The following is a 25,330-nucleotide window of genomic DNA, read 5'->3' as shown; positions in this document are numbered from 1 at the left end:
AACCAACTTAGTTAGCGTAGATAGATTAAAGGCTAATAGCTCAAATAGTACTGTAATGAGGAACATGGTTTGGACGGTATGGCTTAAATAACAATATTGTTTCAAGCGTCAGATCTATCTAATGAGCTACTCAATAACTCTCGATGACTTGCATCAGCTCATATCTCAGCATATCGGCACTCGGCATACGCTCAGCGTGAAAACGGACAATAGCGATACCTGCACTCGCAAGGGCTTTGTCTTTTTTGTCATCGGCTTTTTGCCGCGCTTTACTATTGTGAGTCCAGTCATCCAGCTCAATAGCAAGCAGCGTGGTCTGAGCATCAATGTCTACAATCACATAATCAACACTCTGACGACAGATACGATTGAACCAAAAGCTGCGCTCAGATGTCTCATTACTATTGGCCTCAATGATTCGTGACAGCTGAACCTGCACAAATATATGATACTCAGGCAATGCGTTTTTTAATTTATTAAAAAAGATGACCTCGGTATCTGTCATGATCGGCATCGGTGCAAATGGCCAGATGGCCAGCTCGTCGCCGCGCACAGGCTTTGGGTCAGGCTCAACGATTGGGCGTCGTCTGGCTGACAGTTTCGGTAACGTAATCAGCCCTAAAAACCCAACGGCCAAAATTAAAAATATAACGCCAAACGACATGGTTTTACCTTATACAATATGAATATGATCTGTCAGTCATTCGCATCAAAAGGCATCGATGACTGCCCAATCACAACGCGGCAACCTATATAGGCTGACAAGTTATACAAAGACAAATAATAAAATGGTGCTCATCGTACCCAAGCTTACCTCAATCGGCAAACAATAAAACAAAAAACACGACAGTAGATGTCGTGTTTTGATAAATCAGTAGATATTAGACCAGCACATATTAGCTCGGCATCATAACGCGTGTTTCATTTATCCAAACACAACTGCATCGCTACGCCTTTTAGTCTATGGCTTAACGCCAGTATAGTACCCAAGCACTCGTCGTGTTGACATTCGGATCGCTATTGATCTTGTCTTTTAGTGCCAATGCAGCAACTTTGCCGCGCTCAGGACCGACGACAACACGTACGCCACGACTGGTAGGGCTGGTCTTTACTTGATAGCCTGCGGATTGGAATGTTTTCGCTAATTGATCTGCTTTGGCTTGGTTGTCTGCTAATGCCACTTGTACTCCAAAGCTACCTTTTGCATCGGTCTCTTTCACTTCTTTACGCGCTTCGCTAAGTTTTTTCTGGGCGTCACGTTTGGCATCGGCAGATTTCTTCGCAAGCGCTTCCTCTTGTTCGCGCTTCTTCTCACGCGCTTGCTCAGCTGCTACCGCTTCGCGCTCTAGACGTTGTACTTGGCTACGAGATGGTATAGTAATTTCTTGACCCAGCTTTAGTGAGGTCGATGGTGAGATATTATTTGCCTGAGCCAATACTTCGACAGGCATATTGTACTGCCTTGCCAGTTTAATCAGTCCATCACCTTTTTTTACTTGATAATCAGAGGGCGATTTTGGTGGTTCGTTTTTAGCCGTTTCGGTTGCTTCCCGCTTTTTTTCAGCGGCTGCTTGCACCTCAGCTTGTTTTTTAGCTTCAGCCTGTCTCTTCGCTTCCGCTTCTTTTTTACTCTCTGCCAGTTTTTTGGCTGCGGCTTGCTCTTGAGCCTCTTGCTGCTTTTTCGCCTGTGCTTCTTTTACTGCATCGTCCGCAGCTTTGATCAGTTTATCAGCATCCTGTACTTCTTTGCTTGTCGCATTACTTTGCGTGTTGGTTGCATCTGCTGATTCATCGGTCTGCTCACTTGTCGCAGCAATGTTCTGCACATACTGCTGACTCTCGGCACGGGCTTTGGCTAGTGCTTCTGCTTCAGCAACTTCTTGCTCAGTCAAAAACTCTTTTGCACGCTTTTCTTGCTCTGCGACACGCGCAGCCCGTTCTTTTTGCTTTTGCGCAAGGATACGTTTTTCTGTCTCTATATCAGTCGTTAGCGGCTGCGGCGCCTCCTCTTCAACACTTGGCTTTTCTATCAGCGCGGTTACAGGCTCTGGCTGATTGCTCTCACCGATCTGCTGCACCATAGCATATAGCATCACGCTACCGCCTAGAATCATCCCAATGCCCAATAAGGCTTGTCTCGAAAAGTTCATCCGTTTACGTCTCTTAGTTGGTGATAAGGTTGATTGAGCGGTACTTTGACTGTCTTGTAGCAATAGTACCATTGATACAAGATGTATCGCTTGCCGCCAGTTAATGCCATCAGTGTTCAAGATTTATGTCGACTATCGCCTACCAGTCTTATAAATCATTTTGATTATAAAGCATATTTTTTGTGCTGTCTGCTATCAGGCTACGACTAAGATTAACATTAAACTGGCGTTATTTTAACTTAAATTATCATACGGTAAGTGCACTCAATGCCTCGCCAATGGTATGAAACGAACCACATACTACAATGAGGTCTTGCGGTTGGCTGGCCTCTACCACTGCATGAGTCGCGGCGTGCAAACCATCGCACTCATGAATGTTGTCGCTATCAATATACTTAGCCAACACACCCTCTAGCTGCTCAGTGCTCGCAGCACGTGGATAGTCAATCTCAGCCAGATACCAATCACTAATCGGTAGACCTACTTGAGTCAGACGCTGCACCACCATATCGATGTCTTTATCACCCAACATAGAGAACAGCATGTTTATCTTTGGCATACCTTTATCAGTTTGGCTGCTGTGTTTTGCTACATGTTGCTGCCAAAATGGTAGCAACTGCGCGATCAAAAACTCAACGCCTTGCTCATTGTGCGCCACATCAAATAACCAATGTCGACCATGACTCTCACGATAGTCGAAGCGCCCAGCCAGTTTGACCGTATGTAGCGCGTGCTCAATAGCGCTGATATCAACCTCTAGCGGGCTTGCGAGCACTGCCGATAGGGCATTGACCGTATTTGTCAGGGATAGTGCAGGACGAGGTAATTGCAGGGTGACAGCCGCATTGCTGTATTGCCAAGTCGTTGAGTCAATATCGCGGTAGCTGAAATCTTGTCCAATCTGATAGCAAGTTGCCTGTTTCTCATCGATAGCATGCTGCACGCTGGACGGCATTTCAGTAGCCCCATAAATAAGAGAAATGCCTTGTCGTAAGATGCCTGCTTTTTCGCGTCCGATATCCTCGACATTGTCACCTAGCCAGTCGACATGATCGATACCAATATTGGTAATCACCGTCATATCAGGATCTATGATGTTGACGACATCAAGCCTGCCGCCGAGCCCCACCTCTAACACCCAAACATCACAGTCAGCCTCAGCGAATATCAGTAGTGCTGCAAGCGTCGTCATTTCAAAGAACGACAAGGTCAAGTCACACGCTAATCGAGCTGACTCTACCTTACTAAATGCGTGAATCAGTGTCTCGTCGCTGACCATTTCGCCATTGATACGCACGCGCTCGTTAAAGACACTCAGATGCGGTGACTGGTATAGCGCTGTCTTATAACCTGCGGCTTTACACATTTCAGCGATGACAGCGGTCGTAGAGCCTTTACCATTGGTGCCTGCTACAGTGAATACATAAGCATCATCTTTGGCTGACTGTACTACGCCTAGCGCTTCAGCGACAGGCAGTACGCGTGACAGTCCCATATCTATCGCAGACACATGTATTTGCTGCATATAGTTTAGCCATTCGGTCAAGCTAGCCAAGCCAACTTTGTCGTTAGGGCTACTAAGATTAGACGCTGAAAAATCAGACATGAATAAAACCTATATAAAATTTGATAAGAGATAAACTATATGTGTTGGCTAAAACCAAAAATAGCATTTACCGTGCAATGACGATAAATGCTATTAGGGGTCTTGCATATGCTGTAGATAGTAGCACGCAGCTGTGCGGTTATGCACTCAATAAATGGCTCAGACTACCAAGCCATTTATGCTACTGAGCATCTACGTTGGGTACACGGCATAGTTTTGCGAGTAAGCGATAGATCGTATCAATTAATTGATGACGATGCACCACTTCATCTACCACACCGTGCTCTAACAAGAACTCAGCGCGCTGAAATGGCTCTTCTAATGTCTCACGAACGGTCTGCTCAATCACACGCTTACCAGCAAAGCCGATCATGGCTTTTGGTTCTGCTAAATGGATATCACCCAGCATCGCAAGCGACGCCGTGACACCGCCATAGACAGGATTCGTCAATACTACAATATATGGAATACCAGCGATTTTTAAGCGTTCAATCGCCGCTGCCGTGCGTGCCATTTGCATCAATGACAACAGACCCTCTTGCATACGCGCACCGCCCGAGGCTGCAAAGCATACTAATGGTATCTTTTGCTCTAGCGCCTTTTCGGCAGCTTGGACAAACCGATCACCGACGACTGATCCCATCGAGCCACCCATAAAGCGAAAATCAAAGGCACAAGCGACGATATCAAGATTACGCAGTTTGCCATACATAGCAACCAGCGCCTCAGACTCACCTGTTTTTTCTTGTGCTTCACTCATACGTGCAGGATACGGCTTACTGTCCACAAAGCTCAACGGGTCTTTTGCCGTGAACTCTTGACCAGTCTCACCATCTACTTGATCAAGTAACCAGTTTAAGCGCTCACGAGCACTCATTGGTAGATGATGATCACAATGCGGGCACACATAACAGTTAAAGATTAGTGCTGTATTAGTAATCATCGAGTGACAGTTACTGCACTTAGTTGATGGCTCAGTCTCTACCGCCGTCAGTGGTGCAGTCAGTTGCTGCTTGATACCTGGGATAGAACGATTGAACCATGACTGCTTGCCTGTGTTATTTGGCTCAGCGTTAGCAGTATTGTTTTCAGATTTTGTTATTGTATCAGTCATATTATTTGCCATCATAAAAGGCTTATTGACAAGTTTGCTCATTGGCTTGTCATTGAGAGTGTAATGGTCGTCTAAACAAAGCGTCAAACCTAGTCATAACATGAGCAGTTATGCGACATATCAGAGGTTAAGCTAATATGTCGGTACTCTGGCGGTATGCTTGTTGATAGACGATGCAATTATGAGGATAATCACTCACAATACACTGCTATCAGACGCCATATAATAATCATGTTAGTTTACACTCGTAAACTAAATTTAGCAAAGTCATTATTTAGTATTGTCTTCACGTAAAGCATTTGAGTAAAGTCTTTAAGAAGACAATAGCGACGATTTGACTTTGCCGTTTCAAATAACTATTTCTTCAGATAACAGCAATACTAAGGCAATAGCTACTAAGCACTCAAACTGTCCAGCGCACTACGTAGCTCATCCATTTTTTCCATTATTTTCTGCTGGGCATTGGCAACTGCTGCGGTGTCGTTAGCATCAATATCGGCAAAGTTCTGTACCAATGCACTACCGACGATAACACCATCTGCATGAGTACCGATTGCTTTTGCAGAGGCACCATCACGGATACCGAAACCAACGCATACTGGTAAGTCTGTTTCCGCTTTGATCGCCTGAACTTGCGTGGCAACGTCATCTGTATCTAGGGTGGCTGAACCCGTCACGCCTTTTAGCGACACATAATAGATATAACCGCCGCAATGGGTCAATACTTGCTCACGGCGTTCAGGTAATGTCGTTGGCGATAGCAAGAAAATCTCATTCATCGCATGGTCAGTTAGATGCTGAGTGAAGCTGCCCGCCTCGGCTGGTGGCAAATCTACCATCAATAGACCGTCAACGCCTGACTGCTCACATAGTGCCACAAAGTTGTCATAGCCGATGATTTCCACAGGGTTGAGATAACCCATTAGGATAATCGGCGTTTGCGTATCGGTTTGACGGAACTCTGCCACCATCTTGAGCGCATCACGCGTACTGGTACCGGCGGCTAATGCACGCTCGCCTGCCAACGCAACAGTCGGACCATCTGCCATTGGGTCAGAGAACGGTAAGCCAACTTCGATCATGTCGGCGCCGTGCTTGACCAATTCATGCAGTAGACCGACAGTGGTTGCAGGATTAGGATCGCCTGCCATCACATAAGGAATCAGGGCTTTTTTATTTTGTGATTTTAAGGTTTCAAAGGTACTTTCAATTCGGGTCATAGTGATCTCTTAGTTATTATAAACTGGCTTATTTGACCCTTTATCTAACAGTATCTGTCAGACAAAGGATGCTAAGCTATTTTTCTTATGAGGGAGTGTCTAGTAACTTGTAAGATTATTAGCTTACAGAGGCAGTCGCTACTACATCTCGATCCCTTCTGCCTTCATTACTGAATGCAAATCTTTGTCACCGCGACCTGACATATTAACGACGATCGTCTGATCAGGAGTCATAGTTTTAGCCAGTTTCAATGCATAAGCGACGGCATGAGCAGTCTCAAGCGCAGGGATGATACCTTCTTTGCGCGTGGCTTCATGGAAGCCTTCTAACGCTTCTTTGTCAGTACAGCCGACATACTCAACCCGTTTCATGTCTTTTAGGAAGCTATGTTCTGGGCCAACACCGGGATAGTCAAGACCCGCTGAGATAGAATGTGTCTCCTGAATCTGACCATCATCATCTGCCATAAGATAGGTGCGGTTACCATGCAATACACCGATACGACCCGCCGCCAGTGGCGCAGAATGGCGACCTGATTCGATACCATCGCCCGTGGCTTCGACGCCATACATCTTGACATCAGTGTCATTGAGGAAATCAAAGAACAGACCAATAGCGTTTGAACCACCACCCACACAAGCGACTAATGCATCAGGAAGCTTGCCTGTTTTTTCTAAATGCTGGATACGGGCTTCTTTACCAATAATCGCTTGGAAATCACGAACCAATAGCGGATAAGGGTGCGGACCTGCCACCGTACCGATAATATAGTAGGTGCTATCGACATTAGTTACCCAGTCACGCATGGCTTCGTTCATTGCGTCTTTGAGCGTACGTGAGCCGGAAGTAACTGGTACTACTGTTGCACCAAGCAAGCGCATACGATAGACGTTCATCTTTTGGCGCTCGACATCATCGGCACCCATATAGACGATACATTCTAGTCCTAGGCGTGCTGCAATCGTCGCCGTTGCGACACCATGCTGTCCTGCGCCAGTTTCAGCAATAATGCGTTTCTTGCCGCACATCTTGGCAAGCAATGCCTGACCGATCGTGTTGTTTACTTTATGCGCGCCTGTATGGTTGAGGTCTTCACGCTTAAAGTAAATTTGCGCACCGCCAATCTCATCGCTCAAACGCTTGGCATGATATAGCGGTGTTGGACGACCGACATAATTGACCAAATCGTTGTGATACTCTTCCCAAAACGCTGGATCTGCTTTGACTTTAGTGTAGAGCGTCTCTAGTTCTTCTAGGGCAGCCATTAGCGTCTCAGAGACAAAACGGCCACCATGTACACCAAAGTGTCCACGTACGTCGGGATACTGGTTAAAGTCCTGTACATTTTCAGGATTGGTAAAGGTGTTTACAGACTGTGCTGTATCAGATAAATCTTTATTAGCGACATGACTCATGATAATTCCTACTGTAATAAGTGGTATTTTTTAGAATAAATATAAAGGGAAAATAAGATTCAAACAGAAAGATCGGAATAACGATCAGATAAGCCTATTATATATAGAAAATCACCTATCATAAAAAACTTAAGCGACGTCAGTGACCGTTTCGTTTTGCCATCGATCACGCTTGACTGCTTTCATAAAGGCACGCATTTTGGCAGTGTCTTTTTTGCCCTTGTCACTCTCGATACCGCCACTGACATCGACGCCATAGATAGGTAGATTAGAAGTTTCTGCAACATTCTGCGCATCGAGACCACCAGCCAATACAACTGGCAGCGTACTGTCTTGTGGAATAAGACTCCAGTCAAAGCGCTGCCCTGTACCGCCGTATGTCGCTTGATGATAAGCATCTAACAAGATACTACTGGCACCTGCGCTAGCAAACTGCGCGATCTGAGCACGAACACTATCGGGCGTGTCTTGCTCTGCATTGATACGTAGCGCTTTGATCCAGCGCTTATTGACCATATTTGCCAGCTGCGCGCATTGTTCAGCCGTTTCGTCACCATGGAACTGAATGATATCAAAAGGTACATCATTTGCCAGTTCGATCAACTCATCTGTAGGCATGTTGACCACTAATGCCACAACGCTCACAAAAGCAGGCACGGCAGCGCTTAAAGTTTGTGCTTGCTCCATCGTGACCGCACGCGGACTTGGCGGATAAAACACCAAACCGACCGCATCAGCACCTAACTGTGCCGCAGTCTGTATATCACTAAGCTGAGTAAACCCGCAAAACTTAACGTGCATGTCGTGACCTTTGATTTTTTGGTACTTTCTCTTTCTTGAGACTAACGACTTCTTTAAGACTGCTTATCTTTTGAGACTTCATCTTCCTAAGCATGACACTGATTATAACGGTATCAGATAGGTTTGAGCTAAAGGTAAATCGTTAGATATGATGATGATTTGTTACTCAAACGGCAAAGCCATTGCATCCAAAAACTTATCCTAGCATACTTTTATCACCAGTTTTGTTTATGATTGCGATTGATTAATATAGGGATACTTTGATGTCTAAGACTACTAACAACGATGGTAGCAATAATAAGAATAGCGACAGTAGCAGTAGCGATAGTCCGTTGCATTACTTAATGTGGTTTCGTCGGGACCTACGCCTTCATGATAATACCGCATTGGCAGCGCTGTGCGAACGCGCTAATGAGGACAATGCATCAGTATCTGCTGTGTTTTTTTTGACACCTGAGCAGTGGCAAGAGCATGACACTTCTCTTGTCCAAGTCGATCATATTATTCGCACCTTGCCTAATCTAGCAAAGGACTTGCAATCAACACTCAATATTACCTTGATCGTACAGCTCTGTCCTAGTTTCTCTGACTGTATAGAGGCTCTAACAAGCTTATGCAGTAACAATGATATCAGCTGCGTTATGGCCAATCATGAGTATGAGGGCAATGAGATCGATCGTGATGAGCAGGTAAAAGGCCAGCTTGCAAAAGACGACATCGAGTTCGTCCGCTGGCATGATCAATGTATCTTGCCACCGCTGAGCATTACGACCAATGACGGCGACAGTATGTATAAAGTCTTTACACCGTTTTATAAGAAATGGCGACACACCTTGGACGTGAGCACTATCCAAATGCATGACGCATCAGCGGTCGACTGCGATGATAAACTCAATCTAAAATCGTCGAAATATATGGCGACTACAATCGATGATATCGAAACACTCAGTAAAAAAATGCTCAATGATTATCAAAAGACGCTAGAGAAAGAAGACTCATTAGCGCATATCGATATAGAAACCCAGTTGACTGCCGCAAGAGACGCCTATCCTGCAGGCGAATCTGCTGCTTGCCAGCGTGTAGAGGCATTTATCGCTGATGATATCAATGATTATGATGTCAGCCGTGATGTACCACATCTGCATGCTACCAGTCAGCTATCGGCTTATCTCACTATAGGCTCTATCAGCCCTAGATTCTGCTATCTACAAGCAAGCAAAGCTCAAGAAAAACTGCATGGCAATGATGGCGATAATGAAGACATCAACCGCTGGATAAGTGAGCTCGCATGGCGTGATTTTTATCGTCATGTGCTGGTCGACAAGCCCAACCTGATTCGTCATAAAGCGTACAAAGAAGATACCGATACCAAAGTCAGTTGGTCATACGATGAAGATGATTTTAAATCATGGTATACCGGCATGACCGGTGTGCCACTCGTTGATGCGGCGATGCGCTGCTTAAATGCGACTGGATTTATGCACAACCGATTGCGCATGGTCACAGCGATGTTTTTGACCAAGGACTTATTGATTGATTGGCGCTTAGGTGAGCGCTACTTTATGCAGCAGCTCATCGATGGTGACTTTGCGTCCAATAATGGCGGCTGGCAGTGGAGCGCATCAACAGGTACCGACTCAGCGCCCTACTTCCGTATCATGAATCCTTTTAGTCAAGGCAGTACGCATGACAAAAAAGCATTGTTCATCAAAACATGGCTACCGGAACTAAAAAATATCCCCGCAAGCACCTTGCATAGTGAAGACAAGATGCGTAAAGCACTGTCAAAAAATGGGGAGTTTGCCGATGTTGATTACCCTGCGCCAATGGTCGAACACAAATCAGTCCGAAAACTGGCTATCGCTGAATTCAAGAAAGAAGCTTAAGTTTAAAAAATAACTAACAGACTAGCCATTCGTAGCTGCAGGCAATCGACACGCGCCCGCTCCTTGATTGTTAACAGTGACGACGGCACCTGTTAGCGCAAATAGTTGCTGCAATTGCGTTTGAGCGTTTTGTAGCGCCATATTCATCACATCGCCTCTACAAGCACGCTCTAGCACTTCTGCTTTTGCCATACGCTGCGCTTCATCTAATATCTTAGGATCGACTTGCATCATGCCAAACGCACCGGTCTGCCAATCATAAATCTCGATATCATCCAAATATACCGAAAATATCTCTGTAGGCGGTAAGGTGATGTTGATTTGCGGCATAGTGGCAGCTGGTGAGTTAGGTACTTTGTTCACGGCTTGCGCGTCATCAGCTTGAACGGGCTGAATGACCTGTACCATTTCAGGTGTTAGCGCGCTCAGATCAACCCCTGCCTCTACACGCCCATGAGCGATAAACAATGCTTTTTGTTCATCTTGCCACAGCTTCATCCAACTGCCCGGTCGCTCACTGGTAATCACAGTATCCACACTGAACGCAACGGTATGTAAGCGGTTAAGCTGCTGGATTTGTGTTACCACGCCCTCTCGTGTGATGGTCTCTATTGGCTCCTCTTCTGTCACGTTTTGCGCACTATAAATAGCAAAAACGATTGTGGCTAAGCCAATGAGTAGTATCACCCAAGACATCATAGCAATAGGTCTCTTAGCTGATTTTTGAGTGCCATTGGTATGATTGTTATCAGGACTGTTCATAGAGATTCCCTTTATTGATGCTGCATTGTTTTTATAAGGCCAATGGCGCTGTACAGCCGGAGCAAGTACTCACGGTATAAATGCGACTATTGTGCAGTAAATTCAAGTAATGACTACCAATCCTCTACATAATATCTAGCTGAGCTGTCCATAAAACATCTTACGGTTTGCCATAAAATCATAGGGATAACTTAATTATTCGGCTGTTATTCAAACCTTTGCGTAACGTTCGGTCTGAAAAGTCAAAAAGTCATTGCGTCTTAGGCTAACTTTACCTAACATAGTCAGACTGTATGTATAAAATGTCAGCATAAGTGTGCTTCTCGGGTTTTGACCTGAGTATTTATCATGAATACTTTGCATTTCGACATCGTGATATATCAGTCTAAATTTGCCGCTCTATTACAAGAGTGGTTTTTACTAATGTGCTTTTATATGGGCATATCAGTAACTAGGAAATACCCTAGATTATTGCTAAGTAATAAAGGTAAGCTTGCGACGGCAGTGAAACGATTAGCCATACGCTCAACATCCTACTATTTCTTATTTTTTTATCGTTGATAAGGTTACGCTTTATTTATGAAAGCCAGTCAATTTTTATTTGCTACACTAAAAGAAACCCCAAGTGATGCTGACATCGCCTCAAGCCAATTGATGGTGCGTGCTGGTCTTATCCGTAAGATCGCTTCTGGGTTATATATTTGGTTGCCTATGGGTTTGCGCATCTTGCAAAAAGTCGAACGTATTGTTCGTGAAGAGATGCAAAACATTGGGGCGCAAGAAGTACTGATGCCCATGACTCAGCCAGCTGAGCTTTGGCAGACGACTGGACGTTTTGATGATTATGGTCCTGAGCTACTGCGTTTCAAAGACCGTCATGATCGCGACTTTGTGCTGGGTCCAACGCACGAAGAAGTCATCACCAACCTTGCCCAAGGTGAGCTGCGTAGTTACAAGCAACTGCCGATAAGTTTCTTTCAGATTCAAAACAAATTCCGTGATGAGATTCGTCCGCGCTTCGGTGTGATGCGTGCACGCGAGTTCACCATGAAAGATGCCTATTCATTTCATGTGGATCAAACCTCATTGGCCAAAACTTATGATGACATGTATGACGCTTATACCCGTATCTTCACCCGTCTGGGTTTAGATTTCCGTGCGGTACAAGCAGACACAGGCTCTATTGGCGGGTTTGCCTCACATGAGTTTCATGTATTGGCAGATAGCGGCGAAGATGATATTGCTTTCTCAGACTCTTCTGATTATGCAGCCAACGTCGAGCTGGCTGAATCTGTCAGCACCGCTGAGCGTCAGACACCTAGCATGGATCGTGAAGACGTACTAACAGAAAAGATGACCACTTGTAAAATGGTCGCTGAGCACTTAGACATCCCATTAGAAAACACGGTCAAAACATTAATCGTACACGGTCATACCGAAAACGATGAGCCACAGCTAATCGCTGTTGTGCTACGTGGCGATCATCAGCTCAATACGATCAAGGCTGAAAAGATTGAAGAAGCCAACGTTCCACTAACGCTCGCCTCTGACGAAGAGCTAAAGGCAGCGGGTCTGCATAAAGGCTATATCGGCGTCAATTTAGATATGCCAGTATTCGTTGATCGCTCAGCAGCAGCATTGTCAGATTTTGTCTGCGGTGCCAACGAAATCAATAAGCACACTATCGGCATGAACTGGGAACGCGACGCCAGCATCACGCGTGTCGTTGATGTACGCAATGTGCAAGAAGGCGACCCTTCTCCTGATGGTAAAGGTAGCCTAAAAATCAAACGCGGTATCGAAGTGGGTCATATCTTCCAATTGGGTGATAAGTACTCACAAGCGATGAATTGCACGGTCTCTGGCGAAGATGGCAAACCTGTAACTCTTATGATGGGTTGCTACGGTATTGGTGTCAGTCGTATCATTGCTGCTGCAATCGAGCAGAACAACGATGACAATGGCATCATGTGGCCAAAAACGCCAACGGTTGATGACTCAATCGCACCTTTTGAAGTCGCCATCATACCGATGAAGTCAAAAGAAGAAACCGTTATGCAAACAGCAACAGCATTGTACGAAGAGCTGAAGTCTCAAGGTATCAATGTGCTGCTCGACGATCGTAACGAGCGTCCAGGCGTCAAGTTTGCTGATCTTGAGTTGATTGGTATTCCGCATCGTATTGTCGTCTCTGATCGTAACCTTGCTGAAGACAAGTACGAGTACGTCAACCGCCGCGAAGCTGAGAAGCAGATGCTAAGCCGCGAAGAAGTCATGGCAAAAGTAACCAGCAAATAGCAGTATCAATAAGAACGATAAAAAAAGCGCCTATCTTATGAGATAGGCGCTTTTTTGTTGGCTTAGCATGGTTCGTACTCTAGCCCTAGTAGTGCTAGCACTACTGACGAATCAAGCGGTTAGGCTTAGGTAATAGGCTAATATCGCTCACACGGCAAGGATTGATATCGATACCGCCGCGGCGTGTATACCATGCGCGAACCATCAACTCGCTTGGCTCGTAGTAACGGCTCAGGTCAGCAAATATCTGCTCAACACACTGCTCATGAAAACCATTGTGCTGACGAAAGCTCAATATATAACGCAGCATATTAGCGTTATTAAAACCCTTTTCAGTCGTTATGTATACGGCCAAAGTGCCCCAGTCTGGCTGATTAGTCACTGGGCAATTACTACGCAGTAGATTGGAATAAAAAGTATGCGGCTGCGTACCATCACTTACCATCCTTTCACCGCTCGCCTCTACTTCGTTAGTACTCAGCAATGACGCATCAGGATGCTCAGTTAACCTTACTTTTTCACTGCTATTCGCGAGAGCATCATCAATACAAACCCCTTCAGGCTGAGCAATCAGCAATCCTGTGGCTTTGTCATTCAAGTCGTCATTCAAGCCAAATAGCTCTACTTGTACGTCAGCTTGCAGACAGGCTGATAAGTCTTTGGCAATCAACGTCTGTACATCATTCCAGCTAGCAAACTCAGTAAAGTTAATACTATTCAAATACAACTTAAGTGACTTTGACTCTACGATAAAGGGCGAGCTGGCAGGAATACCGAAGCGCGCAATAGCCACTTGCGAGATACCTTGTGTATTTAACCAAGACATCTCAAACGCCTGCCACCAATCCACACCAACCGTTAACTTGTCATCCTGCCAGCCAATCGCATCACGACCCATACTACGTGCAATAGGATATAGCGTCTCTGGACTATACTCTGTAGGATAGTCTGTGGTTTGCTCACCCAAGATACCGTGGATACTCATCTGTCTTCCTAATATTGGACTGTTAAAAACTTGCTATAACTAATACATTCAGTGGATAGTATCTGTACTACCCTTTTGCATCATACATACTACAAGCGCACGCGCGAACCGTTGCTTAGTAAGCGATAAGCAATCGTATAGAATATCGCACAGAATACAAAAATCGCTGCCATCGAATACCAAACATTGACATCAGAATAGCCAAGAATCCCGTAGCGGAATGAGTTGACCATGTACACGATAGGATTCAGTAGCGAGACATTTTGCCAAAAAGGCGATAAGTTCTCCATCGAATAAAAAACACCACCAAGATAGGTCAATGGGGTCAATACAAAACTCGGTATGATAGAGATATCATCAAATGAGCGTGCAAACACCGCATTGATAAAACCGCCTAGTGAGAACAAAATCGACGTGCCAAGCACCGTAAACACCGTTACAAATAAATGCTCGATACCAAGATCGGTAAAGAATAACGCCACTATCGAAACAATGACCCCAATAGCCAGTCCGCGGAAAATACCACCGCTGATATAACCCATCAAAATGGCATGTTTGGATACAGGCGATACCAATAACTCTTCAATACTAGATGTGAACTTGGCACTAAAAAAGCTCGACACCACGTTCGAGTAACTGTTGGTAATGATCGACATCATGATCAAACCAGGTACGATAAACTGCATGTATGGCACGCCGCCCATCTCACCCACACGCGAGCCAATCATCTTACCAAAGATGACAAAGTACAGACTCATCGTGATCACTGGCGGTAGTAACGTCTGCGGCCAAATACGCAAAATGCGGCGTACTTCTTTGAACCATATCGTACGAAACGCAATCCACTTTTTGCTCAATGACATGGTTTTATTATGATCGGTTAATTCCTGACTCATAATCCCGCCTCCTTCATGCTGTCTGCACTTTCAATATTTTTGTCTACCAAGCGCATAAACAACTCTTCTAATCGGTTGGCTTTATTACGCATACTTCCTACCTTAATGCCTTTATCAGACAACTGATCAAAGACACCATTCAATGACTCGCCTTCTGTCAATGTGACTTCTAGTGTTTGCTCATCCGGTTGTAATATATCTGTCACCCCAGTCAAAGCCAACTGCTCAGTGAGCGGCGTGTCCAAATCAAAAACAAACGTCTCTACTGACAGCTGTGCCAACAAGTCTTTCATTTCCGTATTAATACGAATCTCACCATGATCCAAGATAGCAATGCGTTTACATAGCTGCTCCGCTTCCTCTAAATAATGAGTCGTCAAAATAATCGTAGTGTTTTCTTCGATGTTAATCTGCTGCATAAACTCCCACATGGAACGGCGCAGCTCGATATCAACACCCGCCGTTGGCTCATCAAGAATCAATAGCTTTGGTTTATGAATTAATGCTCGTGCGATCATCAGACGGCGCTTCATACCGCCGGACAGCTCACGTGATTTACTGTCGCGCTTATCCCACAGCCCAAGTGCGGTAAGTAGCCTTTTCGCCCGTGGTTTGGCTTCTTTGGCAGGAATACCGAAGTAACCCGCTTGAGTAATCAAGATATCTTCGACTTTTTCGAACATATTAAAATTAAATTCTTGCGGTACTACGCCAAGGTATTGCTTAGCAATCGAAGGGTTTTCTAGTAGATCTGTCCCAAAGATATGCACACTGCCTGTGGTTGGCTTGAACAGTGAGCTGATAATACCGATCATCGTAGATTTACCTGCACCATTTGGGCCGAGCAGCGCAAAAAACCCACCTTGTGGTACCATTAAATCGACCCCTTTTAGAGCCGAAAAGCCGTTATCGTAGGTCTTGGATAAGCCTTGGATAGAAAGTGCTGGTACATCAGACATGAAGACCTCTTTATTTGTTATCGGTGTATATAAAGTGCCATTTTAGAATAATAGGCTGTGTTGAACATTCGACTGTCATATGGGCAAAAGCCATATAGAAACGCAAGAGTATGAGAATGTTCAACACACTCTACTACCTAGAAGAGACGGTACAATCTCATAAAATGAGGCTACCAATGATGAATTTCAACTGCTTTATATTCGAAGTACCGTATTAATAATACTCATCATGAAAAAGCGCCTACCTCATTGCTGAAATAGGCGCTTTATAGATAACTATCCTAAAAGCTTTGAGAGATAGTTAATAAGAATTAGCTGGCTTCTGCAACCATATAATCTACAGCGTTTTGGACTTCTTCGTCAGGAATGTCCGCGCCACCTTTGGCAGGCATCGCATTAAAACCGTTGATAGCATGAGTGTATAAGGTTTCTTTACCCTTTGCTATACGTGGTCCCCACGCACCAGCATCACCAAAGATAGGTGAACCCAGCAAACCTGCTGTGTGACAAGTCTGACATACCGCGTTATAGACAGCTTTACCATCACGAGGACCATCACCCGCTGATGGACCAGCAGCACGTGCTGTTACATCACAAACTTCATCGTCTTCAAAACAGATATTGGCAACAGGCTGAATACGAGCAATTAGATTCGGGTACAGCGCGATCAGTTTTTGGACTTGTGGCGTATCTTGCGGGATCGGCTCTTCGTCAGCGGCAGGTGCTACAGCGGCTGTTTCTTCGCCATCTGCTGCTGCCGTCTCTGCGCCGTCTGCTAGTGCAGCTTCGTCCGTAGTCGCAGCGCCATCTGTGGTATCTGCAGCAGCTATAGGCTCACCACCTAACGTTTGCGGCGCCTCTTCTACAGCATCTTGTCCTTCTGCTACATCAGACACAGATACAGGGGTGTCTACAATATCTTCAGCTTGGCTCACCGCGATACTAGCGATTCCTAGAATGGCAGCTGCCGATAACATAACTACTTTTCTCATTCGTCACGTTCTCTTATTACGTATACAAGGGCTGAGACGGCTCGGACATTCTGTCTGTCCTCCTTTGACGACCTCTAAGTCCTCAATAGCAGACAGCCATCCCGCGTGCCAGCGCACTTGTAATCGGTGATTATAAATATGAATTCTCCCCAACATTATAAGGGAAAAGGCAGGTAAATTGCCATGCTTGTTTAATGACTTGACTGTTTTTTCTCAAAAAACCTCAATCACAGCTGTCATTCATTGGCTTTATGCTTTTTATTTGTTAGACTAAGCGGTCTTTATTTATAGGCATCTTATGCTGGTTATCATGCTGATCTAAGCGTGACAATCTGGCATAACGTTATCATATGCGCTCGTAGCTCAGTTGGATAGAGTATCGGTCTCCGAAGCCGAGGGTCGTGGGTTCGATTCCCGCCGAGCGCACCATTATTTATAGCTTAAGTTTTATTCAAGTTTCGCCTCAAACATTATATTGTTTGAGGTTTTTTTGTGTCTATAATTTCCTTTAAAACCTTTATCTATAAAGCCTAGCTATTGTGTCTTCATCAACCCTTAAGAAGCAGTCTACTCTTTAATAACATAATCGCGATAAGTTTGTGGGCATGCACTCTACCCTTTAAAAATTGGTGACCACCTGCTCGGTGACCAAACGGTGACCATTTTGTGACCAAGGTTGTTGAAGGTCGGTGATGGTTATCGACTCCATTGTCGAGGTAGTTAATCGCTAACTTAGCAACCCATTTTCAATATACCTAGTTGCTCGCTTCACCTCATAGCTATCTGACTTTAATAAATTATCCCAAACATCTAAGCATAGACTCAGAGTAACATCATCCTCATCATCGACCGCTTCATCATATATTCTCTGCAATATTTTGGTTAATTTATCCATTTCACTGTAAACAATTTGTTTAGTTTCATCAGATAGACTGGCTGTAGCTATTTCAATAAATAACTGTAATAACATACTTTTAAAATCACTTAAACATAAAACATGGTTTTCTAAAGCGTAAAATAAATGGTATAGCTTTTTGTTCACTACTTGAGAGTTCATATATATATCAACTAGTTCTTCAGTAATACCTTTATTCCAAAAATTCTTTTCTCGAATACAAGATAGCAAATTTCCTCTTACTTTCTGTGAATCATCGTTAAGTAAGGACCTATATACTTCAACTAGTTTATGTTCTTGTTCTGCATAATCATCCGTGGTCAGAAGTTGAACTAAAACTTGAGCAACACCTAGCTTAACTGACTCATCAGCCATTAAAACAGAGAATATTTCTTTTGCAAATAAATCGTTAAAGAAGTAACGGGCGAAAATTTGTGTGCCAGCCTGCCTACGAACCTCTTCGTACTCAGAAGTAAGCATAAGTCTAACTAAATCTATATACTGATCTTTAAATTTATCTATGAAAGCTGAATTAAAAAAATTATAAGATTCATAAGCACAGCTCATTCTTAAGTCAGATTTACATAAATCTAGAAACCTTTGCAATGCATAATTTATGTCGTAATTTAAGAAAGGAGTCAATAATCTGACTGCTACTATTTTTACAGCTGGATGAGGATCATTTATAGCAGAGTCAATCAAACTCAGATTATCCCGTGCATACTCTTCATTATCCCAAAATATTTTGGCAATACCACCGTATGCAATCCCTCTATAACAGTTTATAGAATTTTGCATTAGACTCTCAGCAGTAGTGTGCTCAGCACCTTCTCCCTCTTGAGGGTCATATACATTGAGCTTGTTATTGTTCGGATTGGATGAGTGAAGAGCAATATCAATAAGCTTATCTAGCATATCAGGATGGTCTATAATCTTTGGAGTATCTGTTAATAATCTTGTCAGTGCTTGACTCTCATCAAAACCTTCAAAATGTCTAATAACTTTGTAACGAAGGTCTAATAGGCAAGGTTGCCAGCTTTCTTTAAAATCTTCCGCTAAATTAGATGAATTGTTATCTGCCAGTCCATAGTAAATATTCTCAATAAACTTCTCATTGATATTTTTTGGCAGTGTTAATGATAGTTTTGCGAACCTCTCAGGCTCATTTTTTACAGCTGTACTTAGACTATTAGAAAATGCGCGTATACTGGATTCTGTAATATTCCCCCTATCTAAAGGTTTCATCTTCCAAGTACTGAAACGTTCTTCGTTTGTGAGTATAAGCTTTGTCCATGCTCTATCAGATAATTTATTCGCTTGTGGTATAGGTGAAACAACTGCACCACCATATGAAGAATCATATGAATAAAAATAAGTATCGCTACAACCTTTAAATCTTCTTTGTAAAACATTATATAAGTCTATGGATTTTTTGCTGATACGATTATCATCAAGTTTATTAAGTAAGAAATATTGAGCTTCTCCCCAATAACTTGTCCAAAAGTTTCCAAATTTTCTTCTCATCTCCAACGCATACTCTATACTCTCAAGATCTTTACTAAGCCCGATACCTGATATTACAATTTCAAGGCAATTAAAAATCTCGTCCTCACAATATGGTGAAAATTTATCAATCAATTTTCCAGCCAGTACCCATCTCGGCTCTTCATAATCATTCCCACAAGCTAACCTAGTAGTCGGATTATCTAGGAGCCATTTAATAATTTGATCAGAATACCCAATGGGTAGATTGAGCAACAGATTTGCAATAATGTGCTCTACAACTGGATGCTTATTCGTTAAATATAACGTCAGTAAATTGAATAGCTCATCTGGTTTATCTGTATACTGTTTACCTGCTTCGAAAAAAATACCTAATACACCTCTTACTAAAGAATCTCTATGTTCATTAAATGAATGTCTTGCGCTGTAGAGCCATATTCTTGTATAAGAGCTTTCATTAATTGAGCTATTAATTATTTCGAAGACCTGAAGCATTAACTCTTTAAGAACATCGTAAGGCAGAGCTTCTGAGATACTTTCTAAGTCTTCGATTTGACCTTCTCTCCATACCTTTCGGTGTAGATGCTTAACCGACTCTTCAGACTCCTTTATATCCAGACTCGAGTCTGTTAATTCTTCTTTATAACCTTCTAAAATTAACTGTATTAAATCAATCGCCTTTCTCGGATAGCTTTTTGCTAACTCATTCCAATCAATGTAATTGACTGCACAACCTAGTTGTAAAAGCTTTTTGCGTACTTCAAACATCTTTTCTGAATCATTTTGAATGTTCCAGCTCAAAGCAGAATAGCATCTATTATTCCACTCCTCAGATATACCGATAAATGGCTCAATTTCTTTTAAAACAATATCAGGTGCTTTGTCAGCTATAGAGCTTAACAATCGAATAGCCAAACCAATTTCCGAGTCAGATCCATTCAGCCATCTGGAAATTATATTTTTTTCTGAAAGCACCGTAACTAGTTGTGAATGTCCAAAACAAGCATGGTCAATAAAAGGCTGACTTAACTCTTCATTATTTATAAGACTTGTAATCAAATTACGCATAGGCGTTTTAATAACTTTGATCTCGCCAACCATATTTATAGCTAAGTACTTGATATGGAAACGAATTTCGGAGCTATCAAACAATGCTGAAATATTTTCGCAAAACACTGATTGTCTGGATTGTGATAATAGTTTTAAGGCATATTTGATATGCTCTCTTCGTATTAGTGTTTGTTCAGACTTAGAGCCAATTTCTTTAAGAAAGTCGTCGCTTGACTGTCGAGCAATATCAAAAAGGCGTTTTCCCAAGTGGTAATCGAATAGTGCTTGATGCTGAAAGCTAACCTGATTACCTGTCTTATTAAAAATACCGACAGATATTATTGCCTCAAGAACATTGGGATTGTGACTGCATAAAGCGTTAATTGATATAGAAAACTGCATCTCTCGGCTTGCTTTTTCTATAAAGTCATCAATAATGGTGTTAGCCGAACTTAAATCATTTATAGCATTGTTTAGTTGCTTCAATCTATCAACCCAATACAAACTTATAAGGTCGCTTTTGCTGTTAAAATTGAGGCTGCCCTGATCATTCTTTATAAGCTGTATGTAAAAACTTAACCATATTGGAATTTTCAAAATAGTCTGCTTGACAGGTGATAACGAGTCATAATTTTCGTATGGTGAAAGTAATTTTTTAACTTCTACAACAGATAGCTCTTTTATTGTTATATGCGCTACTTTATTATTTAGACTTGAAATCCAACTTTGTAATTGAATATCTTCGTTTAAATCAAAGTCTCTACAAGCTAAAACTAGACTAATATCATAGTTATCTTTCCTTAGTTGAATCACTTGATACGCAATTTGTTGACAGACTTGTAAAGCACTGCTTGAGTGACTAGCTGTCCAACGTATGGCGTCTAATTGATCCAAAATAATAATAGCTTTTTTAGCGCCTGCAAACTTATTTAAGCTAAATACAGGTGAATGGCTAAAACCTAAATCATCTCCAAAAGCATCTGCATTTTTTTTAGGACGGTTTCGATCTAATCGTATTGGTAGACATATATGACCCTTCTTTTGCATCTCATCGCACAACTGCAATAGAAAAGCACTTTTACCCATACCCGCTTCTGCTTTAATCAAGGTAATTGGATAGTTATCTATTGAGTCAATACAATTTGCCATTTCAGAACGCTCAATTAAACTACCTTCAATTAAAAAGGGTGTAATTGAATCTCGAAAAGCCTGATTAACACGCTCTATAATAGGGAATAATCTTGTGTCGTTTTCATAAATTCTTTGGTTAAAACCTTGGCCTTTCATACTTTCGAGGAGCTGAAACGATGTAATTGATGAGCGTAAATTGTTATCAGTGGGATAATTTTTTAAGTAGTCAACTATGTTATTAGAGTTACTACTAAAATTCTTATCGATTTTTCCAATAATATTACGTTGAGATTCAGAGTTAGCAGGAAAAGCAATAACCTCAAAATTTTTCAAAAACTGAATAGCTTTTGCAATATCAATCTCTACATTAATGTTTAAACCTAACTTATGACACAAATCTTCAAATAACTTTCGACGTTTACCGCTCTGGTCAACCTGAAGTTCAATAAAATCTTGAGGATTAGATGTTGTATTTTTAGCGCTCAAACTTAGTTGGGATAGCTGAGTGAATGATAATGGAGATACGACTTTAAAGGTACAATCTGTTCTCTGTATTTGATTAAAGGCTTTTATCAATACACCCGAAATCTCTAGTGATGATAAGGTCCATACATCCGAATTATTGTGACTAGATTTACATTGATGAAACTCTCTAGATCCGTTTGATTTTTCAACAATCAAATCTACGCCTGTTTCATCTTCACCTAATGGCTCTACAGTTACGGAGGTTATCTCTTCCTCAACTAGTCTTAATAATTGCTCAGCAACCCAAAATTCTTCGTAGCTATTACCGAATTTATCTGCAAACCCACCACCTTCTAATGCCATAGCTGAACTACCTTCACTAATATCAGTATACTGAAAATAGTAGCATGAAAGAATGTTTAGAGAAGATAAATATAGAAATCCTTAATCAAAAAAACCAGAGAGCATTAGCAATCTGGTTATCAAGTACATTTCAAATTGTTACCTGCCCATTGTAAGCTGACCACCAGCAAAGCTAATACATGATTCGCAGAACCAAGATGATCGTTTTCTGATATAAGGTATATCCGCTGGTACATCAAGTTGATACGGCCGTCCACAGTACTCACAGTGCACATCATCTAAGTAAGCCTGACACTCTGCTAATACACCAAACAAAACATGATAATCAACACTATACTGTCTACAGAGCATTTCTATATGCTCTACATACCATCCATCATGCCCGTATGCCCAATAGTCTTCACATAGTTGTATGTCGGACTGATCTGCATTGGCGCTAAAAATAAGTTTTAAGCTCATGGTTATCTCCAAACCAAATAGTTGATAGTAATCACAACGAATAAGGAATCTCGTAATGATTCATAATGGCCAAAAATTTGGTTTCAAGATTCGTTAATGCATAATGATTTAGCACTAACCCCTCATTGAGCTCACGTTGGACCCATATCCTAACCGCTTCATCATTGTAGAAAAGGGGGTTAACCCCTAGCATTCTTGCTAACTGCGAGCCCTGTTGTATTTGCAGATTTACCATAAGCTTGGTAGATAGCGATATCGCTTCGGCGCTTAACCAGATTGAAGCATGCGGCGATTTAATAAAGGTGTTCATGTATAATCTCCTGTAGATTAATATTTCTTTCTGTTAGTCGTAATGACTCCCTACAGATTGAATTATACATATATTTTGAGCTGATGCAACTCAAAATAACCTTCTATAGAACTTTTTATTACTTAATAGAACATTTAACTCATTTGAGAAACTATATTGCTGCGTATTATTTGGTGTAATAACTGATAAGCGCAGCACTATCTTGAATTTTAAAAGGAGGAAAGTTTATTCTTCTTCCTTAACTAGCTCATAAAGGTCGCCCACTTCAATATCCAAATATAAGCATAGCTTTTCTACTACCTCTAGATCCACTCTGGTCGCTTCTTCGTTATACATACGTGTGATTGTGCCTCTGTTGACATCTGTATCTCTAGACACATCGGCAATCTTAAGTCTTTTTTCGCCCATAATTCTAGATAAATTACATTTCACCATAACCTCCTCCATAATAAAATAACCTACTGTAGATAAAAATGTCTTGCAAAAGATGATTTTTAGTGTAAATTATGTTCTATAGCAGGTCATAAAGCTATTAGATAATAACACTTTAATCTTTAGTAAGGATTTTACTATGAGTTATACCTATTTAACAACCGAAGAGCTGTCACAACGTATTAAATATGACAGCAAGACAATACGCAATCAACTTAAGGATGCGGTATTCATTGAGGGCGTTCATTACATCAAACCATTTGGAGATAGAAAAATTCTTTTCATATGGCAAAAGATTGAAGAGTTAATGCTGACAGGCTACGACGATAACATTCCATTTGCAGCGGGAGCGTAATCATGGCGAGTATCAATAGCCGTAATGGCAACCTATATGTAGATTTCCGATACATAGGCCAACGTTGTAGAGAGCAAACCTTACTGGCAGACACTAAGCCTAATCGAAAGCGTCTAGAAAATTTCGTTAGTAAAATGCAAGCAGAGATTCAACTAGGTAGTTTTCGATATGAAAACTATTTTCCGCAGAGTAAAAAGCTTGAGCAGTTTCAAAGCTTAGAGCTCATGAGATCAACGAATAGCCATAAGGACTCAAGCTCAGGATTTGATTGCTTTAGCAGAGTTTGGTTAGAGGAAAAAAAACCGGAATGGCGATGCTCTCAGATAACTAATGTAGAAAACATACTTAAGATTTATCTATTTCCCTATTTTGGCAATGTGCCACTAAATACCATTAACAAAGCTAAAATAATGGCTTTTCGGGGTAATCTAGTCAAGGAAGGAAATAGTGGACGACTTTTATCAGCATCTCGAATCAACCACATTATGACGCCATTACGTATGGTGATTACCGAAGCATCTGAGCGTTTTGATTTTGAGAACCCTTGGAAGAATATAAAGCCACTAAGTGTACCTAAAAGTAATGTTAGTCCTTTTACCTTAGAGGAAGTCATGCTCATCATTGACAACGTCAGAGTAGACTATAAGCCATATTTCACAGTACGGTTTTTTACAGGCATGCGGACAGGTGAAATTGACGGTTTACCGTGGAAAAATATTGACTTTGAACGTAGACAAATCGTTATTGATCAAGCAATTGTTGGAGGTGTTATAGGTGACACTAAAACTTCCAGCTCTAATCGTATTATCCACATGAATCAACTGGTTTACGATGCATTGATTGAGCAGCAGAGCTTGACTAAACATCGAAGTGAGTTTGTTTTTAGTACAAAAGCAGGTACTCCTTTGAGTCATCGCAATGTGACAAAGAGAGTTTGGTATCCGTTATTGCGATATCTAGAGCTTGATATACGTAATCCCTATCAAAGTAGACATACGGCTGCCACTCTTTGGCTTGCTGCAGGCGAGTCTCCTGAGTGGATTGCTGCGCAAATGGGTCATAGCAGCACTACAATGTTATTCACAGTGTATTCACGTTATGTGCCCAATCTAACTCGTCAGGATGGGAGTGCTTTAGATAAGCTACTGATAGAGCGAGGTATAATACAAAATCCATGAAAATACCTATGTTTAACAAAAAGACATCCAAATAGATGTCTTTTTTCGATTTTAATGCTGGATGCTTTACATTAATGAAGCTACAGTTATTTGAATGCCTTGTA

General features: G+C 42.1%; 20 protein-coding genes and 1 tRNA gene. 5 read left to right on the top strand and 16 right to left on the bottom strand.

Features of this window, described 5'->3' with window-relative positions; genetic code table 11:
- Positions 1–130: 130 nt before the first annotated feature.
- The 7 genes from ACTXGL_RS10985 to ACTXGL_RS10955 form a co-directional block, all read right to left on the bottom strand.
- Positions 131–664: a DUF2726 domain-containing protein gene (locus tag ACTXGL_RS10985; protein WP_443526839.1), complete on the bottom strand. Its 534-nt coding sequence runs from the start codon at positions 662–664 to the stop codon at positions 131–133.
- Positions 665–968: 304 nt separating this feature from the next.
- Positions 969–2,150, bottom strand: coding sequence for an SPOR domain-containing protein (locus ACTXGL_RS10980; RefSeq protein ID WP_443526907.1), 1,182 nt, complete (start codon positions 2,148–2,150; stop codon positions 969–971).
- 247 nt (positions 2,151–2,397) lie between these two features.
- Positions 2,398–3,756: a bifunctional folylpolyglutamate synthase/dihydrofolate synthase gene (locus tag ACTXGL_RS10975; RefSeq protein ID WP_443526838.1), complete on the bottom strand. Its 1,359-nt coding sequence runs from the start codon at positions 3,754–3,756 to the stop codon at positions 2,398–2,400.
- A gap of 181 nt (positions 3,757–3,937) precedes the next feature.
- Positions 3,938–4,882, bottom strand: coding sequence for an acetyl-CoA carboxylase, carboxyltransferase subunit beta (gene accD / locus ACTXGL_RS10970; protein WP_443526906.1), 945 nt, complete (start codon positions 4,880–4,882; stop codon positions 3,938–3,940).
- A 383-nt stretch (positions 4,883–5,265) separates the two neighbouring features.
- Entirely contained in the window at positions 5,266–6,090 is an 825-nt protein-coding gene (trpA, locus tag ACTXGL_RS10965; RefSeq protein ID WP_443526837.1) for a tryptophan synthase subunit alpha, read from the bottom strand.
- Between the two features lie 141 nt (positions 6,091–6,231).
- On the bottom strand, positions 6,232–7,506 hold the full coding sequence (gene trpB / locus ACTXGL_RS10960) for a tryptophan synthase subunit beta (protein ID WP_319051732.1): 1,275 nt from the start codon (positions 7,504–7,506) through the stop codon (positions 6,232–6,234).
- Positions 7,507–7,635: 129 nt separating this feature from the next.
- Positions 7,636–8,307 carry a phosphoribosylanthranilate isomerase gene (locus ACTXGL_RS10955; RefSeq protein ID WP_443526836.1) on the bottom strand — a complete coding sequence of 224 codons (672 nt, stop codon included), beginning with the start codon at positions 8,305–8,307 and terminating at the stop codon, positions 7,636–7,638.
- Positions 8,308–8,570: 263 nt separating this feature from the next.
- On the opposite strand from ACTXGL_RS10955, the gene ACTXGL_RS10950 reads away from it, so the two are divergent.
- The gene (locus ACTXGL_RS10950) at positions 8,571–10,193 is read left to right on the top strand and encodes a cryptochrome/photolyase family protein (RefSeq protein ID WP_443526835.1); all 1,623 of its coding nucleotides are present in this window, start codon (positions 8,571–8,573) and stop codon (positions 10,191–10,193) included.
- 21 nt (positions 10,194–10,214) lie between these two features.
- Here ACTXGL_RS10950 and ACTXGL_RS10945 read toward each other — a convergent pair whose 3' ends face one another.
- Entirely contained in the window at positions 10,215–10,955 is a 741-nt protein-coding gene (locus tag ACTXGL_RS10945; RefSeq protein ID WP_443526834.1) for a DUF4230 domain-containing protein, read from the bottom strand.
- A gap of 579 nt (positions 10,956–11,534) precedes the next feature.
- Here ACTXGL_RS10945 and ACTXGL_RS10940 point away from each other — a divergent pair.
- Complete coding sequence (locus ACTXGL_RS10940; protein ID WP_443526833.1) at positions 11,535–13,253, top strand: proline--tRNA ligase; 1,719 nt, start codon at positions 11,535–11,537, stop codon at positions 13,251–13,253.
- A 100-nt stretch (positions 13,254–13,353) separates the two neighbouring features.
- Here ACTXGL_RS10940 and queF read toward each other — a convergent pair whose 3' ends face one another.
- The 4 genes from queF to ACTXGL_RS10920 form a co-directional block, all read right to left on the bottom strand.
- Positions 13,354–14,238 carry an NADPH-dependent 7-cyano-7-deazaguanine reductase QueF gene (queF, locus tag ACTXGL_RS10935; RefSeq protein WP_443526832.1) on the bottom strand — a complete coding sequence of 295 codons (885 nt, stop codon included), beginning with the start codon at positions 14,236–14,238 and terminating at the stop codon, positions 13,354–13,356.
- An 89-nt stretch (positions 14,239–14,327) separates the two neighbouring features.
- Positions 14,328–15,101 (bottom strand): ABC transporter permease, encoded by a 774-nt coding sequence (locus ACTXGL_RS10930; protein WP_319051792.1) that lies wholly within the window; start codon positions 15,099–15,101, stop codon positions 14,328–14,330.
- Positions 15,102–15,130: 29 nt separating this feature from the next.
- Positions 15,131–16,093, bottom strand: a complete 963-nt coding sequence (locus ACTXGL_RS10925) for an ABC transporter ATP-binding protein (protein WP_319051738.1) — start codon at positions 16,091–16,093, stop codon at positions 15,131–15,133.
- A 311-nt stretch (positions 16,094–16,404) separates the two neighbouring features.
- A complete protein-coding gene (locus ACTXGL_RS10920; RefSeq protein ID WP_443526831.1) occupies positions 16,405–17,070 on the bottom strand; it encodes a c-type cytochrome in 666 nt (221 codons plus the stop codon).
- 367 nt (positions 17,071–17,437) lie between these two features.
- Here ACTXGL_RS10920 and ACTXGL_RS10915 point away from each other — a divergent pair.
- Positions 17,438–17,514: transfer RNA gene (locus ACTXGL_RS10915), tRNA-Arg, on the top strand.
- Between the two features lie 298 nt (positions 17,515–17,812).
- On the opposite strand, the gene ACTXGL_RS10910 is transcribed toward ACTXGL_RS10915, so the two are convergent.
- The 4 genes from ACTXGL_RS10910 to ACTXGL_RS10895 all read right to left on the bottom strand — a co-directional run bounded on the left by ACTXGL_RS10910 (position 17,813) and on the right by ACTXGL_RS10895 (position 23,696).
- Entirely contained in the window at positions 17,813–22,492 is a 4,680-nt protein-coding gene (locus ACTXGL_RS10910) for an NACHT domain-containing protein (protein WP_443526830.1), read from the bottom strand.
- A 138-nt stretch (positions 22,493–22,630) separates the two neighbouring features.
- Positions 22,631–22,951, bottom strand: a complete 321-nt coding sequence (locus ACTXGL_RS10905) for a hypothetical protein (protein ID WP_427568370.1) — start codon at positions 22,949–22,951, stop codon at positions 22,631–22,633.
- A 31-nt stretch (positions 22,952–22,982) separates the two neighbouring features.
- Entirely contained in the window at positions 22,983–23,261 is a 279-nt protein-coding gene (locus ACTXGL_RS10900) for a hypothetical protein (protein ID WP_371532712.1), read from the bottom strand.
- A gap of 225 nt (positions 23,262–23,486) precedes the next feature.
- Positions 23,487–23,696 carry a helix-turn-helix domain-containing protein gene (locus ACTXGL_RS10895; protein ID WP_057762347.1) on the bottom strand — a complete coding sequence of 70 codons (210 nt, stop codon included), beginning with the start codon at positions 23,694–23,696 and terminating at the stop codon, positions 23,487–23,489.
- A 136-nt stretch (positions 23,697–23,832) separates the two neighbouring features.
- Between ACTXGL_RS10895 and ACTXGL_RS10890 the strand changes: the two genes are divergently transcribed.
- Entirely contained in the window at positions 23,833–24,048 is a 216-nt protein-coding gene (locus ACTXGL_RS10890) for a hypothetical protein (protein WP_443526829.1), read from the top strand.
- A gap of 2 nt (positions 24,049–24,050) precedes the next feature.
- Positions 24,051–25,226, top strand: a complete 1,176-nt coding sequence (locus ACTXGL_RS10885; protein ID WP_371532758.1) for an Arm DNA-binding domain-containing protein — start codon at positions 24,051–24,053, stop codon at positions 25,224–25,226.
- Positions 25,227–25,330 lie beyond the last annotated feature (104 nt).

It is taken from the genome of Psychrobacter sp. T6-6 (assembly GCF_052258185.1).
Lineage (GTDB): Bacteria > Pseudomonadota > Gammaproteobacteria > Pseudomonadales > Moraxellaceae > Psychrobacter.
This window is presented reverse-complemented; position numbering and strand designations above follow the sequence as displayed.